17 protein-coding genes and 1 other annotated feature are annotated in these 14,597 nt (G+C 45.2%); of the genes, 2 read left to right on the top strand and 15 right to left on the bottom strand.

From position 1 onward, the window contains the following. Nucleotides 1–121: 121 nt before the first annotated feature. From K1J10_RS03790 to K1J10_RS03825, 8 genes are all read right to left on the bottom strand, one after another. Entirely contained in the window at nucleotides 122–1,012 is an 891-nt protein-coding gene (locus K1J10_RS03790) for an RluA family pseudouridine synthase (protein ID WP_061563875.1), read from the bottom strand. Next, complete coding sequence (gene lspA, locus K1J10_RS03795; protein ID WP_223355926.1) at nucleotides 1,002–1,463, bottom strand: signal peptidase II; 462 nt, start codon at nucleotides 1,461–1,463, stop codon at nucleotides 1,002–1,004. Before lspA ends, K1J10_RS03790 begins: the two co-directional genes overlap by 11 nt. A 3-nt stretch (nucleotides 1,464–1,466) precedes the next feature. Beyond that, nucleotides 1,467–2,369, bottom strand: coding sequence for a LysR family transcriptional regulator (locus tag K1J10_RS03800; protein ID WP_223355927.1), 903 nt, complete (start codon nucleotides 2,367–2,369; stop codon nucleotides 1,467–1,469). Nucleotides 2,370–2,493: 124 nt separating this feature from the next. Beyond that, nucleotides 2,494–2,787, bottom strand: coding sequence for a 50S ribosomal protein L27 (gene rpmA / locus K1J10_RS03805; protein WP_003002805.1), 294 nt, complete (start codon nucleotides 2,785–2,787; stop codon nucleotides 2,494–2,496). Nucleotides 2,788–2,804: 17 nt separating this feature from the next. Further along, on the bottom strand, nucleotides 2,805–3,149 hold the full coding sequence (locus K1J10_RS03810) for a ribosomal-processing cysteine protease Prp (protein WP_006596492.1): 345 nt from the start codon (nucleotides 3,147–3,149) through the stop codon (nucleotides 2,805–2,807). Between the two features lie 15 nt (nucleotides 3,150–3,164). Further along, nucleotides 3,165–3,479 (bottom strand): 50S ribosomal protein L21, encoded by a 315-nt coding sequence (gene rplU / locus K1J10_RS03815; RefSeq protein ID WP_003007734.1) that lies wholly within the window; start codon nucleotides 3,477–3,479, stop codon nucleotides 3,165–3,167. 33 nt (nucleotides 3,480–3,512) lie between these two features. Further along, nucleotides 3,513–3,599, bottom strand: a sequence feature (ribosomal protein L21 leader region). Between the two features lie 167 nt (nucleotides 3,600–3,766). Beyond that, the gene (gene thiI, locus K1J10_RS03820; RefSeq protein ID WP_061563874.1) at nucleotides 3,767–4,987 is read right to left on the bottom strand and encodes a tRNA uracil 4-sulfurtransferase ThiI; all 1,221 of its coding nucleotides are present in this window, start codon (nucleotides 4,985–4,987) and stop codon (nucleotides 3,767–3,769) included. A gap of 21 nt (nucleotides 4,988–5,008) precedes the next feature. Further along, entirely contained in the window at nucleotides 5,009–6,151 is a 1,143-nt protein-coding gene (locus tag K1J10_RS03825; RefSeq protein WP_061563873.1) for a cysteine desulfurase family protein, read from the bottom strand. A 238-nt stretch (nucleotides 6,152–6,389) separates the two neighbouring features. Here K1J10_RS03825 and K1J10_RS03830 point away from each other — a divergent pair, with 238 nt between their 5' ends. Together K1J10_RS03830 and K1J10_RS03835 are read left to right on the top strand one after the other, a co-directional pair. Then, nucleotides 6,390–6,953, top strand: a complete 564-nt coding sequence (locus K1J10_RS03830; RefSeq protein ID WP_048690241.1) for a hypothetical protein — start codon at nucleotides 6,390–6,392, stop codon at nucleotides 6,951–6,953. A gap of 102 nt (nucleotides 6,954–7,055) precedes the next feature. After that, entirely contained in the window at nucleotides 7,056–7,457 is a 402-nt protein-coding gene (locus tag K1J10_RS03835; protein WP_223355928.1) for a DUF6556 family protein, read from the top strand. A gap of 348 nt (nucleotides 7,458–7,805) precedes the next feature. Here K1J10_RS03835 and rfbB read toward each other — a convergent pair whose 3' ends face one another. The 7 genes from rfbB to yghU all read right to left on the bottom strand — a co-directional run bounded on the left by rfbB (nucleotide 7,806) and on the right by yghU (nucleotide 14,408). After that, nucleotides 7,806–8,852: a dTDP-glucose 4,6-dehydratase gene (rfbB, locus tag K1J10_RS03840; protein ID WP_023026717.1), complete on the bottom strand. Its 1,047-nt coding sequence runs from the start codon at nucleotides 8,850–8,852 to the stop codon at nucleotides 7,806–7,808. A gap of 202 nt (nucleotides 8,853–9,054) precedes the next feature. Beyond that, nucleotides 9,055–9,648, bottom strand: coding sequence for a dTDP-4-dehydrorhamnose 3,5-epimerase family protein (locus tag K1J10_RS03845; protein ID WP_223355929.1), 594 nt, complete (start codon nucleotides 9,646–9,648; stop codon nucleotides 9,055–9,057). Next, nucleotides 9,648–10,517, bottom strand: coding sequence for a glucose-1-phosphate thymidylyltransferase RfbA (gene rfbA / locus K1J10_RS03850; protein ID WP_048788930.1), 870 nt, complete (start codon nucleotides 10,515–10,517; stop codon nucleotides 9,648–9,650). The genes K1J10_RS03845 and rfbA overlap by 1 nt, the downstream gene beginning before the upstream one ends. Before the next feature lie 260 nt (nucleotides 10,518–10,777). Then, a complete protein-coding gene (locus tag K1J10_RS03855; RefSeq protein ID WP_376739470.1) occupies nucleotides 10,778–11,869 on the bottom strand; it encodes an NAD(P)/FAD-dependent oxidoreductase in 1,092 nt (363 codons plus the stop codon). A 6-nt stretch (nucleotides 11,870–11,875) separates the two neighbouring features. Further along, the gene (locus tag K1J10_RS03860; RefSeq protein ID WP_048788928.1) at nucleotides 11,876–12,673 is read right to left on the bottom strand and encodes a Nif3-like dinuclear metal center hexameric protein; all 798 of its coding nucleotides are present in this window, start codon (nucleotides 12,671–12,673) and stop codon (nucleotides 11,876–11,878) included. Further along, nucleotides 12,660–13,349 (bottom strand): tRNA (adenine(22)-N(1))-methyltransferase, encoded by a 690-nt coding sequence (locus K1J10_RS03865; protein ID WP_061563869.1) that lies wholly within the window; start codon nucleotides 13,347–13,349, stop codon nucleotides 12,660–12,662. Before K1J10_RS03865 ends, K1J10_RS03860 begins: the two co-directional genes overlap by 14 nt. 270 nt (nucleotides 13,350–13,619) lie before the next feature. Next, complete coding sequence (gene yghU, locus K1J10_RS03870) at nucleotides 13,620–14,408, bottom strand: glutathione-dependent disulfide-bond oxidoreductase (protein ID WP_061563868.1); 789 nt, start codon at nucleotides 14,406–14,408, stop codon at nucleotides 13,620–13,622. Nucleotides 14,409–14,597 lie beyond the last annotated feature (189 nt).

The following is a 14,597-nucleotide window of genomic DNA, read 5'->3' on the forward strand; positions in this document are numbered from 1 at the left end:
CGATTGTAACATTATACCATGAAAGCCTTAAAAATTACTAAGAGCAGACCAGGAGCGCCGTTTCCCCACAAAAAAACGAGTTTGAACCACAAGAGGTAAACTCGTTTTGATGATTGAATGCTTATTCTTGACGGAGCTGCTCCAAGGTTTCTTGGAAAATCTCCGGTACCTCCACTGAAAACTCCATGACTTCTCCCGTCCGTGGATGGGTAAAGCCCAGTGTCTTGGCATGGAGGAACTGGCCATGGCCTTTCAAAGTCTTGCGAGGGCCATAGACTTCATCACCAGCGACCGGATGGCCAATGTAGGCCATGTGAACCCGAATCTGGTGGGTCCGGCCTGTCTCCAATTGCAGCTCGACCAAGCTATAATCCCCGAAACGCTCCAAAACATGGAAACGGGTCAGAGCTGGTTTTCCTTTGGCTGTCACAGCCTGTTTCTTGCGGTCCTTGTCACTCCGTCCAATCGGCGCCTCAATGACACCCCGATCGTTGGGAAGATTGCCGTGGACAATAGCCCAATACTTGCGCAAGGACTTCTTAGCCTTGAGCTCATCTGCTAAGGCTACATGGGCCGCGTCATTCTTGGCCACCATGAGAAGGCCAGAGGTGTCCTTGTCAATCCGATGGACAATCCCCGGACGAAGCTCACCATTGATCCCTGACAAGTCCTTGATGTGATACATAAGGGCATTGACTAAGGTCCCACTGGTATGACCGGCACTCGGATGGACCACCATGCCCTGGGGCTTGTTGACCACTGCGACATCCGCGTCTTGATAGACAATCTCTAAGGGAATATCTTCTGCCTCGTAGGTCACTTCTTCCACTTGAGGAACTTCGTAGCTGATAACATCCCCTTCTTTTACAGTATACTTAGCCTTTTTGACTTGACCGTTGACGAGGATTTTTCCTTCCTTGATCTGCTCATTGGCCAAGCCACGTGAGAGTTCAGTCAACTCTGAGACGGCCTTATCCAGTCGCGCTCCTGCGACTTCTACTCTAACTTCCATGGCTCTCCTCTCTCAATAGATAAATCAGTAGCAGTCCCACCCCAATGCTTAAATAGATATCTGCTACATTGAAGATGGCAAAATTCATAAAATCCAAGTGGAACATATCGACGACAAAGCCCTGACGGAGTCGGTCAATAAAGTTGCCAATACCACCAGAAATAATCAAGGTCAATCCCAACAAGAGCCAAATGGAGCCTTTGATATGACGATAGAGATAGACAAAGGCTGCCCCCATCGCTATCAGGGTAATGATGGTAAAGAACCACTGTTGGTTTTCTAACATGGAGAAGGCTGCTCCAGAGTTCTTGAGGTAGGTCAGACTGACCACTTTGGGGATGAAGCGACGCATACCCCCTAACGGGATCTCCTTGACGACATATCCCTTCACCGCTTGATCTAGGAGGATCAAGAGGAGGATACTAATAAAAATACTTACTTTTCTCTTCATTACCTACCTCTTCTCATCAAAGTAGGCTTCCATAACTTGGACAAACTTCTCAGCCACTGGTGAGAGATCCACCTCTTCCCGTTTGACATAGACCATTTTATTATTCAGATCATCGATTAAGGGGATTACCGTAATACCATTCACCGACTGGCTATCCAAGAAGCCAGACCCGGTCGCATAGGCATCGGTCCGCTCTAAGATCCCATTCAGGGTTGCGCGGTCCGTCACATTGAAGAGCTGGGAACTGCTACTCGTATCGACGAAGTTCTCCGAATAGTAGAGATACTCATCCTTTTCCTGGGTAAAGCGAACGGTCGGTAGGTGTGCCAAGTCCTCCATCACTAAGGATTCTTTCTTAGCTAATGGATGACCCTTACGCAAATAGATATGGGTCTGGAAAGGAATCAGGTCAACGACTTCCAAGCCCAGTTTATCCACCCGTTGCATGATCCCTTTGGTATTTTGCTTATTGAGGTAGATAATCCCCAATTCACTATGACCCTGAGCCACTTCATCAAGGATTTGAACCGTCGTTGACTCAAAGATCCGGAAATTTTTATTCTCAGGGTAAAGGACAGAGAATTGGGTAATCAAAGGAGGAAGGAAATCATAGTGCTGACTCGAGATCGAGAATTCCTTCTTTTCTTCCTCAGGATTGGCATACTGGTTTTGAAAAACATCAAAGCCCTTGACCAATTCTTGAGCCTTTTCATAAAATTCCATCCCGCGGCGGGTCAAGAAAGTCCCTGAACTAGTCCGACGGAAAATCTTAAAGCCCAGTTCCTTCTCCAAGTCTCTCACAGAGATGGACAGACTCGGCTGACTGACGTACATTTTTTCAGCTGCTTCACGAAAAGTACCACTATTGGCAATCGCGACAACATAGCGTAATTGTTGAATATTCATGTCTTCTTCCTTCTAACAATATCACTCCATTATACCATAATCTAGAGGATGAAAAAAGATAGGGACATCAATCGAGAGAGATCAAAAAAACTCCCTGATGAATCAGAGAGTTTTTGAATACAAATTATTTTGCGATTGGGTAAACAGAAACTTGTTTCTTATCGCGACCTTTGCGTTCGAAGCGTACTACGCCTTCAACTTTAGCGAACAAAGTATCGTCTCCACCACGTCCAACGTTCACACCTGGGTAGATGTGAGTACCGCGTTGACGGTAAAGGATAGATCCACCTGTTACAGTTTGTCCATCAGCTGCTTTAGCTCCAAGACGTTTAGCTTGTGAATCACGTCCGTTTGATGTAGAACCTCCACCTTTTTTGTGGGCGAAAAGTTGCAAGTTAGCAAGATTCAATTTCAACATAATTGTTTTCCTCCATGTTAGTTTTCTGTGATAACTCTTGTTTGGACGAACTCGGATGAGTTCTCCGATAAGTTTGCCATCCCTAAGAAAAATGATTCAAAGAATAGTTGGGTCATTTCTCTTTGATGAGGTGGAATGTCTGTCGGGATTGTGACCCGCATGAAGCCACCCTCTTCTTCGTTTAATTCTAGTTCCGGTTCATAGCCTGCAAATTTCTCAACTGAGTTGACAAAGTTAATGGCAAGCGTAGAAACCGATGCACACACGACATCTAAGCCGTATTCGCCACTTTCGGCGTGACCAGTAATTTCTGCACTCCTCAGCTCGCCATCTTCGGCTCGTTCAAAGACTGCTTGTATCATGTGTTCTCCTAAAAATTAAGCGTTGATTGCGTTGATGACAACTTTAGTGTAAGGTTGACGGTGACCTTGTTTACGGTGGCTACCTTTTTTAGGTTTGTACTTGTAAGTAACAACTTTCTTTTGTTTTCCTTGTTTTTCAACAGTTCCAACAACAGTAGCTCCTGAAACAAGTGGAGTTCCGACAACAGTGTTTTCACCACCAACAAGAACAACTTCGTTAAATGTAACTTCTTGACCAGCTTCAACGTTCAATTTTTCAACGTAGACTGCTTGACCAACTTCAACTTTAACTTGTTTTCCGCCAGTTTTAATGATTGCGTATGTGCTCATTATGCACCTCCTATGTATTTTTGGGTTTCCCCGTATTTTGTGAAGACTCGCCTAGCATCGTGGGACGAACCACTTAAGCTCAAAGGATGAGCAACGATGATCGAGCGGTTGCACAGGCATGTGCATAGTCAACTCTCTAAGTATATCACTTCTATCAGACAAAGACAAGTATTTTTGTCCCTTGAAAACGGATTTTCATCATTTAATGATAAAAATAGAGGAAAACAAGCGTTTTCCCCTTTTTCATCGATTGGTCTTGCTGATTCTTCAAGCAATCTCACTGGATCTTACAACAAATCCTCAATCAGCTCATCGACTTCATCCGCTTCCGCTTGAGGCGTGATCTCTGTCACGACGATACCTGCTACCGCACGCTCAACTAAAGCTTCCACATCCATACGTTGCTCATACTGCTCCGCATTTTTGAGTTTCGGATTGGTCTTTGGACGATCCGGTGCAAAGATGGTACAGCAATCTTCGAAAGGCTGGATGGAGATTTCAAAGGTATCAATGGCTTGGGCAATATCGATGATTTCCAATTTGTCCATGGTCACCACCGGACGGATAACCGGCGTATTGGTCACGGCATTGATAGCCTGCATGCTCTCCAATGTTTGACTGGCTACCTGACCAAGACTTTCCCCATTGATGATGACTAGGCCTCCACGGATTTGACGGATACGGTCTGTAATGCGCATCATAAAGCGACGGGTCAGGGTCATGAGATAAGCTTCCGGCGCCTTGGCTTTAATCTCTTCTTGGATCTCAGTAAAAGGTACTTCGATAAACTGGATATTGCCCCCAAACTTGGTCAATTTACGAGTTAAATCGTGGGCTTTTTTCAGCGCACCAGGACTGGTATAAGGAGGGCTAGCAAAGTGGACCGCCTCGATGTCCACACCACGCTTCAAGGCTAGGTAACCCGCTACTGGAGAATCAATCCCACCAGATAGCATGAGCATGCCTTTTCCAGAAGTTCCAACCGGCAGACCACCTGCTCCCTTAATGGTTTCATAAGAGATATAAGCTGCTTCTTCCCGGATCTCTACTTGGAGGTTGATATCCGGTTTTTTCATTTGGGCTTGGATACTTGGAAGAACTTCAAAGACAGCGCCACCCAAGGTTTGGTTGAGCTCACGGCTATCCAACTCAAAAGAATGGTCACTTCGTCTGCTAGAAATCTTGAAGGTCATCCCTTCTTGGTAAATGTCCTGAATGATCTCTTGAACGGCTAAAATCAAGGCTGGGACAGATTTCTCAATCTTGTAAACGGGTGAAAAGTTTTGAATCCCGAATACCTGTTTGAGGGATTCAGCCACCTGTTCATAATCCGTCCCATTTAGATAGGCATGGGCCCGGTCCCGATCGGCTGTCACTTTGACAGCTGGGTAAATGGACAAGACATCTGAGATATTATTACGCAATTTATTAATAAAGCGCATCCGGTTCTTTCCTTTAGTGGAAAGCTCTCCATAGCGGATCATAATTTCTGAATAAGTTAATGGCATAGTAACTTCCTTTTCTTTTCCTTAACGCACCTTTCGCGTCTTTTCATAGATCAGTTTGAACTTGGTCAAAAATTGCTCAACCTGACTCATGTCATTTTCGAGATCGAGGCTAAGGCGGACAGCTGTTTGCGCCAGAGCCTTATCGACTCCCATGGCAATCAAGGTTCCAGCTGGTTTGCCAGCCTTAGAAGAGCAGGCTGACGTCGTCGAGATATAAATCTCATACTCTTCGAAAGCGTGGACGATGACTTCTCCTCGCACTCCCTTGATACCAAAAGTCAAGATATGGGGTGCAAAGCCCTCATCTCCTGAGAAGACAGTCACATCTGGATAGTGGGCTAATTCTTCACGAATAACTTCCTTCAACTGATGGCACTTGCGTTCAAAGTCCTCTTGGCGCTCCATCGCCAAGCGCAAGGCCTTGGCGGTCGCTGCAATTCCAGCTAAGTTCTCAGTCGTCGAACGAAGGTCCTTTTCTTGTCCGCCACCTGTTAAGAGGGGACTGATCTTTTTGCCTTCTTTGAGGTAGAGGAAGCCAACCCCACGAAGTCCATGGAACTTGTGACTGGAGAAGGTCGCTAGATCCACTCGTTCTGGTAGGTAGAGAGCGGTTGGAATCTTAGCCAACGCCTGAACCCCATCGACATGGAAGGTGATGGTCGGACGATCAGCTAAAAGCTCCGCAATGGCTTGAATAGGCTGAATAGAGCCTACTTCATTATTGACAGCCATGATCGACACAAGGGTTGTATCAGGGCGCAAGAGTTTTTCCAACTCTTCTACTTGGACAAAGCCACGCGCATCAACTGGAGCAATATCCACTTCAAATCCTTGACCTTGTAGCCAGAGGGCTGATTCCTTCACAGCCGGATGCTCAATAGCTGAGACAATGATGTGCTTTCCATAAGGAGCTTTTTCAAAAGCAACTCCCTTGATCGCCCAGTTGTCTCCTTCAGTTCCACCTGAGGTGAAATAGATTTCTTCTGCTTTCTTGCCTAGGAGGGAAGCAATCTGCTTACGAGATGCCTCCAAGATCCGAGTCGCTTGACTTCCCAGGTTGTGCAAGCTGGAGGGATTGCCCCAAATTTTGCTTGCGACTTCTGTGTAGGTAGCCAAGGCTTCTGGATAAGGTTTGGTTGTTGCTGAATTATCAAAGTAAATCATCTTCCACACTCTCCTAGTCAATTTTCAATCATCTTATTGTAACATTTCTAGGTTGGAGGGACAAGGATTTGGCAGGCTTCATTTTGTTCCTAGTTTCAGACAGAAAACTTGTAAATTTCTCAAAATAGCTTATGATGAAGATGGAGAGTTTTGTAAAACGCTTACAAGATCCCCTGTTGTTTTTTATGACCTACTCAAGTCCAGAACTGGAACGGATTGAAGTTACAAGGAGACAAGCATGAAACGACCGATCTATTTTTCCATTGCCCTAGCTGGAAGTCTTGCTATTGGAGGACTGCTCACTGTCCTACCACCACTTCCATTTGCCCTCCCTTCTGCCCGACTAGCCTGTCACGGTAAAGGACAGTGTGACCTACAACAGCCCTTGGAGAAGCCACCTTACTTTAGGGAAGATGAAGGCAGTCTCCGAGAAATGAGCCTTATCCAACCAATCCCTGGTGAATCCGATAGCCACATCGAATTCAATTGCTTGGTCGAATACAATGGCTGGTTCCGTCGTATTATCCGTGTCAAAGATGTAAAAGTGATTTCAAAAACCAAGGAATTCAAGGGTAAAATTGACTACTCTATCCCGGATCCAAACAAGATAGAGATTCAGGCGAATGGCCAGTTTATCTCTCCTAATGACTCCTCTAGTTTTAGTAACCATGAAATCATCAGCCAGCCTAGTCAAACAAACCAAGCAATTTCCGTCTCTGAAAAAGGACAGGCAAACTTTGAAACGTCCTCTGAAGCAAGCGAGACTCAAAGCGTCCAGTTTGAAAGCAATTTGAAATTTTAAAAACCTCTTTCATTTCTTCTTAGACATTTTCATAAAAATAACGTATAATGACTAAAGTGTTCACATAAAAGAACCAAATATGAAATGAAGAGGAAACAGGTTATGTCACAATACTCACGAAAAGAAAAACACCAAGACAGCAACAAACCATCAAGAAGCGAAAAAGTGAAACAGAGCCTTTCTTTATTCCAGATGATTGTCGCAACGATTGCTAGTCTTCTCGGGATTATCGTTACTTCCTTTACTATTTACAGTATCATGAAACCGACGACTAAGACAGAGGAGAAAAAAGATGGCTCCACTAGCGTTGTTGTTGTCCATGAAAAGGATGGATCTGCTACTGATTCAAGTGCTACGGGAACAGATACCAGTGCTAGCAACAGCCAGGCATCCGAAACAAGTTCTGAACAAACCGATTCATCACAAGCAGAAACCAGTGCCAGTGAGGCTCCTGCAGACACAACACCATCTGCTACTGATACCGAATCATCTGCTAACCAGTAAAAAAAGACCGTTTGGTATTTTTATTATAGAAAAGAGTACTTAAAAAACTTTCCTTAGGTGAGCACGGACGTCAGCGAACTTCGAGGAAGTTCCATGACTTAGTTTTGGACCTAATGTTCCAAAACTCCCGAGTGCTTGAAACATTATTGTTTCAAGCACTTTTCTCACAGCGGAAAGTTTTATAACTACATAAATGAATCAAACTATTAGACATCACTTTTTTTAAAAAAATTAACTAGTTATTTTATCAAAAAAAGTTTGTATGCATTCTAAAAAACAGTATAGTCTATTTTAAAAATATAGAAAAGCCTCTATCGGTCAGAAATCCTGACTGATAGAGGCTTGATTTTATTTGATGACTTCTTGTGTCTTCGCGTAGTTGGCTTCGACAGCTTCTTTTTCAGCTTTCCACCAGTCTTGGTTGTCTGTGTACCACTTGATGGTTTCTTCCAAACCTGCTTCGAAGTTGGTGAATTGTGGTTCCCAACCCAATTCTTCGCGCAATTTTGTTGAATCAATAGCGTAGCGCAAATCGTGACCAGCACGGTCTGTTACACGGTCGTAAGCATCTTTTGGTTGTCCCATTTTTTCAAGGATGAGCTCAAGCACTTCTTTGTTGTTCTTTTCACCATCGGCACCGATCAGGTAAGTTTCACCGATACGGCCTTTAGTGAGGATAGCCCAAACACCAGTTGAGTGGTCGTTAGTGTGGATCCAGTCACGGACGTTCTTCCCTTCACCATAAAGTTTTGGCTTGATGCCAGACAAGATATTGGTGATTTGACGTGGGATGAATTTTTCGATGTGTTGGTATGGTCCGTAGTTGTTTGAACAGTTAGAAATCGTTGCTTTGACACCAAATGAACGTACCCAAGCTTTCACAATCAAGTCTGAAGCAGCCTTGGTTGATGAATAAGGTGATGATGGGTTGTATTTGGTTTCAGCAGTGAATTTTTCACCAGGACCTTCCCCATGTCCAGGGAGATCTTCACGCAATGGAAGGTCTCCATACACTTCGTCTGTTGACACGTGGTGGAAACGAATATCGTATTTACGAGCAGCTTCCAAGAGTGTGTAGGTACCAATGAAGTTTGTATGGATAAATGGTGATGGGTCATTCAATGAATTGTCATTGTGGCTTTCAGCTGCATAGTGAACGATCGCATCAGCCTTAGCAGCCAGTTGGTCAACCAATGCTGCGTCAGCAATGTCACCCACAACCAATTCAACACGGTCCCCAAGGATTTCTTCGATGTTGGCACGGTTACCTGCGTAAGTGAGTTTGTCAAGGACAGTCACATGCACGTCTGGATGGTTGTTGTAGACATAGTGTACGAAATTTGAACCGATGAAACCAGCGCCACCGGTTACGATGATGTTTTTGTATTCAGTCATTTTTTCTCCAAATAGTTTTTAGTTTTGATTGTTCCTTTGGCTAGTGAGGGACGCCAGCAACCCTTCGGTTTCATGGCTAAATCCGGAGCCCATGTCTCCGGATTTCCCTACAAGATTCCCTACGACAATCTTGTTTCCACTAGGGCAGGAACAATCCTACCAAGCTCCTTGCAGTCGCAAAAATACTGTGCAAGGTTTATTTTTACAAATCTTCTGCTTTTAGGGGTTTGACGTCTTTGAGCAATGGGTGGTTCTTATCTGCTTCTGAGACTTCTGCTTCTTCCAAGTTTTCCCATTGGATGTCTAGGCTTGGGTCTGCATAGTTGACAAAAGCATATTTTGGCTTGAGCTCCAATGCCCAGTAGTCATTGACCAAATAGCTGTAGGCTACTTTGTCAGACAAAACTTGGAAACCATTGGCTACGCCACGAGGAACAAAAATCCCTTTAGAGGCATCGATCACAGTTTGATAGGTGTTCCCAAATGTTTCACCTTCACGAAGGTCTACCCAAGTGCCAATAACCTTTCCTTCATCTGCCACAGAAATGTACTTGTCCCAAGGTTCTGCATGCAGACCACGTAAGACATGCTTGCGCGAGAAAGAAACGTTATTTTGCAACTTGCCTTCGGCAAAGAAGCTTTCAGGGAAGCCAAGAGGAAGCATTTTTTCCTTTTGGAAGTTTTCCTTGAACCAACCACGGTTGTCCCCATGAACTGGAATATCAAACTCCATCAAACCTGGGATGGCTTCAATCTTGCGGGCTGCTAATTCTTTTCCGAAAAATTGTTCTGTCATTAAACTTCTCCAATCAAACGGAGCAAGTATTGTCCGTATTCATTTTTCTTAAGAGGTTGCGCCAATTCATGGACTTGTTCTTTGGTGATATAGCCCATGCGATAGGCGATTTCTTCAAGGTTGGCAACTTGGACGTTTTGCAAGCGTTGAACAGTCTCGATATATTGAGAAGCCTGCAAGAGACTTTCGTGAGTTCCCGTATCCAACCAAGCAAAGCCGCGGCCCATGAGCTCAACAGAGAGATCTCCACGCTCCAAATAAGCCTTGTTGACATCAGTGATTTCAAGCTCGCCACGAGGACTTGGTTTGATGTTTTTGGCAATTTCTACCACATCATTGTCATAGAAGTAAAGTCCAGTCACTGCAAAATTCGATTTTGGATGTTCTGGTTTTTCTTCGATAGAGATGGCGTTCATATCCGAATCAAACTCTACCACACCGAAGCGTTCTGGATCTTTGACTTGGTAACCAAAGACAGTCGCTCCTTTTTCTTTTGCTTCAGCCCGTTGCAACATCTTGGTTAAGCCATTTCCATGGAAGATATTATCTCCAAGAACGAGGGCAACATGATCGTCACCAATGAACTCTTCACCAATGATAAAGGCTTGTGCCAAGCCGTCTGGACTTGGTTGTTCTGCATAAGAGAGGGAAATACCAAGTTCAGAACCATCTCCAAGAAGCTCTTCAAAACGAGGAAGATCTTGCGGAGTTGAGATAATCAAGATTTCTTTGATCCCTGCCAACATAAGAGTTGACAATGGGTAGTAGATCATTGGTTTGTCATAAATGGGCATCAACTGTTTGGAAGCGGCACGGGTCAAAGGATACAAACGAGTCCCCGAACCACCGGCTAAAATAATACCTTTCATAATGTTAGGCCTTTCTACGTAGTCATTACCCTTATTTTATCATGTTTATATAAAAAAGTCACCTTGCATTTGTGTTGCAAGGTGATGACCGGAGATGAGAGTTGTAGAATTGTTAGCATTGGTCTTACTCATGATTCAAATAGATTACTGCTCCTTGACTGAGCCGTCTGAAAACCTTACCTTGTAGTAGAGCCCACTCAACCACTTCGTCTTGCTCGACAATCCAAAAAAAATTGAGAGGCTAGGACTTTTGTCCCAGCCTACTTCTTCACATACTGATCAACTGGATAATCTGCTGGATCCAAGCGCACCTTTCCTCCTGCCACTAGTTGGGCTAGATGCCAACCAATGAGGGGACCCGTTGTGAGGCCGGACGAACCTAGTCCACTAGCGACATAGAGGCCTGCTTGATCAGGAACAGCTCCCCAAAATGGTGAAAAGTCACTGGTGTAGGCCCGAGTACCCACGCGCTCGCCGACAACTGTCGCTTGAGCTAGTTCTGGATAGTAGGCCAAGGCTTCTGTTTCCATCTGATTTAGCAGAACTTGATCAACCGTCAGGTCAAAGCCCATCTCATTCTCATGGGTAGCGCCCATACTGATTTTGCCATTTTGGAAGGGAATGATATCCAACTCTCCTTCAGGCATGACCACGGGATAATCATCAGTAACTAAGTCTAGCTGATAATCCCGCAACTGTCCTTTTTGGGGACGGACATCGACTTGGTAGCCAAGTGGCTCGAGCACCTGACTCAGCCAGGCTCCTGTCGCTAGGATAACTTGGTCATAGCTTTCTCCTGCTATCTGATAGCCATGATCCGAGGCGGAAAGAGCAACCTCTTCCTTGATGACTCTTGCCCCACTTACCTTTAGAAGGGTTTCCGTTAGAAGGGCTCCCTCTACATGGGCCCCACCTGATGAATAAAGGAGATTCTCAAACCCTTGCAGACCTGGGAATTGCTGGGCCACTTCTTCTGTGGTCAAAATCGATAAGTCTCCGATTAAGGGAGATTCTTCCCGTCGACTCAGCGCCAACTGATAGAGTTCATCTAATTTCTCTTCCTTCTTCTTAAGGAGATAGACCCCTGTCTGCTGGTAAAAGTCTGTTTCGATTCCGTCCTTGGCCAGGTCCTCTACCAATTCTTGGTAAAAATCAGCTCCCAGACGAGCCAGACGATACCAGGCCTTATTCCGCCGTTTGGAAAACCAAGGGCTGATAATGCCTGCCGCTGCCTTAGTTGCTTGGCCGACTCCATGGTCATAGACGGTCAGATCCACTTGTGCTTCTTTGGATAAATAATAGGCGGCAGTAGACCCTACGATCCCTGCACCGATAATGGCAACTTTCATGATGGCCCCTTAGATATGGTAAAAAGGATTGGTACTGGCTTGACTGCCAATCACTTCAATCTCCCACGCTTCTTCAGCTTTCCACTGATTGAGCTTTTCTACTAGTTTCGAGACAAAGAGAACCTCGATATGGTGCCCTGGATCCAAGGCCAAGAGCCCATCGCTCAGCATGTCTTGAGCCGTGTGGTAGTAGATATCTCCTGTGATATAGACCTCAGCTCCTTTAGCGAGAGCATCCTTGTAAAAGGACTGGCCACTTCCTCCACAGATGGCGACACGCGCAACAACCCGATCCAAATCAGTCTGGTCATAACTGACCAAGCGCAAAGCATCTAGGCCAAAAGTTTCTTTGACCTTTTCAGCCAACTGACCAAAGGTTTGGGCGGACAGCTGACCGATGCGCCCGATTCCGAGTTCTTCTCCTGTTATACTGAGGGGCTCTGTATCTTCAATGTCCAAAAGTTGGCAGAACCAATCGTTGAGACCATCTGGGACAATGTCAATATTGGTATGGCTGACGTAGACTGCGATATCATGCTTGATCAAATCGATATAGATTTGATTTTGGGCCCGATCGGCTACCAAATCCTTGATGGGACGGAAAATGGGCGCGTGCTTGACGATGATCAAGTCCACCCCATGGGCGATAGCTTCTGCCACCGTCTGCTCGCGGATATCCAGAGCCACCATGACCTTTTGGATGTCTTTTTGTAGCGTGCCGACCTGTAGGCCACGGACATCTCCCTCCATGGAAAGCTCCTGAGGACAATAGGCTTCATAGCGTTTGATGACTTCACTTGCTAACATGTAGAACCTCCTTGATTTGTGCGATGCGCTCTTCTAACGATGCTCTGGCAGATTGATTATCAACTGGGACCTGCTCCAAGGCAAAGGCTAATTTCTCTACTTCCTTGGACCACTTTTGGACAAATGCTGGAGCTTGTTCCCGCATCAAATAGGGACCAAAACGCAGTTCCATAGCTGTCAACTCTTGAGAACCCTGTTCCACCACGAGGATCTCATAGAACTTCTCATTTTCTTCCAAGATGGCTTCATCGACAATACGGAAATTATGGTCTACTAACCAGCTCCGCAATTCATCCTCCCGATTATTGGGCTGGAGGACCAAGCGAGAGACATTGGCTAATTTATCAAGGCCTGCCGCTAGGATATCCGCAATCAAGCGTCCTCCCATACCAGCAATGGTGATACAGGAAATGCAGTCTGCTGGTTCAAAGGCAGCCAAACCATTGGCCAGGCGGACTTCAATCTTGTCCTCTAAGCCATTATCGGCGACATTTTGCAGGGCAGACTGATAGGGTCCCTCTACCACTTCACCAGCAATAGCAACCTCAATCTTACCTTCTTGTAAGAGGGCGATTGGCAGATAAGCATGGTCACTCCCCACATCCAACAGACGCGCTCCAGCTGGGACGAAGCTAGCCACCAAGTCCAAGCGATTTGATAATTTTGTAAATTCCATGTGCTTCTTTCTATACTTTTATTCCATCCTTTAGTATACCATGTTTGCACCATTAAAAAAAGGCGCAACGGCGCCTTGTCTATTATGGAAAGGTATTACTTTAGACTTTCCTTAGGTGAGTCCGGACGTCAGCGAACTTCTTCAAAGTTCCATGACTAAGTTTTGAGTCTAATGTCTCAAAACTTCTGGGCACATGAAACTTATACGTTTCATGTGCTATACTCACGGCGGAAACTCTCGCTATCATCCTCAACAAGCCGATATTAGACTTTAGTCAATTTCCTTATAGTCTACTTCCAAACCACGTTTGACAGCTGGGCGATTAGCAATTTTCTCTGTCCAAGCTTGCAAATGCTTGTATTCCTTTACATTTAGGAAAATTCCTGCACGGTCCCAGACCTTGTCTTGGGCTAGACGGCCATACCAAGACCAGATGGCGATATCAGCAATGGTGTAGTCATCCCCTGCAATATAAGGTTTGGTAGCCAATTCCTTGTCCAGTAGGTCCAATTGGCGTTTGGCTTCCATGGCAAAACGGTTGATGGCATACTCGATTCTTTCAGGCGCATAGTGGAAGAAATGGCCAAAGCCTCCACCTAAAAATGGCGCAGCCCCTGTCTGCCAGAAGAGCCAGTTGAGCACTTCTGTCCGTTTAGCTGGATCAGTCGGAATCAATTTGCCAAATTTCTCAGCTAGATACAAGAGAATATTGGCTGATTCAAAGACCCGAATGTCTTGGTCGCCTGATTGATCCAACATAGCTGGAATTTTCGAATTTGGATTGATGGCTACAAAGTCACTGCCAAATTGATCTCCCTCACCAATCTTGATGCGATAAGCGTCGTAGCCTGCATCCACTCCCAGCTCTTTCAATTCTTCCAGCATAATGGTCACCTTAATCCCATTTGGTGTTGGAAGGGTATAGAGTTGGAAAGGCTGATCCCCTTTTGGAAGAGTTTGTTCAAAGCGGGCACCTGCTGTTGGTTGGTTCAAGCCACCCCAGGCTCCTCCCATCTGGCTCGGTGCTTCCCATACTTCTGGTAATTGATAATCTGACATCTCTTTTCTCCTTTGTCTATGTTACTACTAGCATATCAAATCCTGCCTCTAGTTTCAAAAATCTGCTACACTAGCTTTACTTGACTTTTCTTGGCAAAATGATAGTATAGAAAAAATCCCCAATTGTCAAGTCAAGTGCAACAAAGTCATTCCTCTGATTAAGCGAGTGTTCTTCCAGCTGTTTGAGCT

It is taken from the genome of Streptococcus australis (assembly GCF_019930045.1).
Classification (GTDB): domain Bacteria; phylum Bacillota; class Bacilli; order Lactobacillales; family Streptococcaceae; genus Streptococcus; species Streptococcus australis_D.

Coding starts and splice junctions, on each gene's coding strand:
- K1J10_RS03790 (WP_061563875.1), bottom strand. CDS start 1,012: ATGGAAGTTAGAGTAGAAGTCGCAGGAGCGCGACTGGATAAGGCCGTC.
- lspA (WP_223355926.1), bottom strand. CDS start 1,463: ATGAAGAGAAAAGTAAGTATTTTTATTAGTATCCTCCTCTTGATCCTC.
- K1J10_RS03800 (WP_223355927.1), bottom strand. CDS start 2,369: ATGAATATTCAACAATTACGCTATGTTGTCGCGATTGCCAATAGTGGT.
- rpmA (WP_003002805.1), bottom strand. CDS start 2,787: ATGTTGAAATTGAATCTTGCTAACTTGCAACTTTTCGCCCACAAAAAA.
- K1J10_RS03810 (WP_006596492.1), bottom strand. CDS start 3,149: ATGATACAAGCAGTCTTTGAACGAGCCGAAGATGGCGAGCTGAGGAGT.
- rplU (WP_003007734.1), bottom strand. CDS start 3,479: ATGAGCACATACGCAATCATTAAAACTGGCGGAAAACAAGTTAAAGTT.
- thiI (WP_061563874.1), bottom strand. CDS start 4,987: ATGCCATTAACTTATTCAGAAATTATGATCCGCTATGGAGAGCTTTCC.
- K1J10_RS03825 (WP_061563873.1), bottom strand. CDS start 6,151: ATGATTTACTTTGATAATTCAGCAACAACCAAACCTTATCCAGAAGCC.
- K1J10_RS03830 (WP_048690241.1), top strand. CDS start 6,390: ATGAAACGACCGATCTATTTTTCCATTGCCCTAGCTGGAAGTCTTGCT.
- K1J10_RS03835 (WP_223355928.1), top strand. CDS start 7,056: ATGTCACAATACTCACGAAAAGAAAAACACCAAGACAGCAACAAACCA.
- rfbB (WP_023026717.1), bottom strand. CDS start 8,852: ATGACTGAATACAAAAACATCATCGTAACCGGTGGCGCTGGTTTCATC.
- K1J10_RS03845 (WP_223355929.1), bottom strand. CDS start 9,648: ATGACAGAACAATTTTTCGGAAAAGAATTAGCAGCCCGCAAGATTGAA.
- rfbA (WP_048788930.1), bottom strand. CDS start 10,517: ATGAAAGGTATTATTTTAGCCGGTGGTTCGGGGACTCGTTTGTATCCT.
- K1J10_RS03860 (WP_048788928.1), bottom strand. CDS start 12,673: ATGTTAGCAAGTGAAGTCATCAAACGCTATGAAGCCTATTGTCCTCAG.
- K1J10_RS03865 (WP_061563869.1), bottom strand. CDS start 13,349: ATGGAATTTACAAAATTATCAAATCGCTTGGACTTGGTGGCTAGCTTC.
- yghU (WP_061563868.1), bottom strand. CDS start 14,408: ATGTCAGATTATCAATTACCAGAAGTATGGGAAGCACCGAGCCAGATG.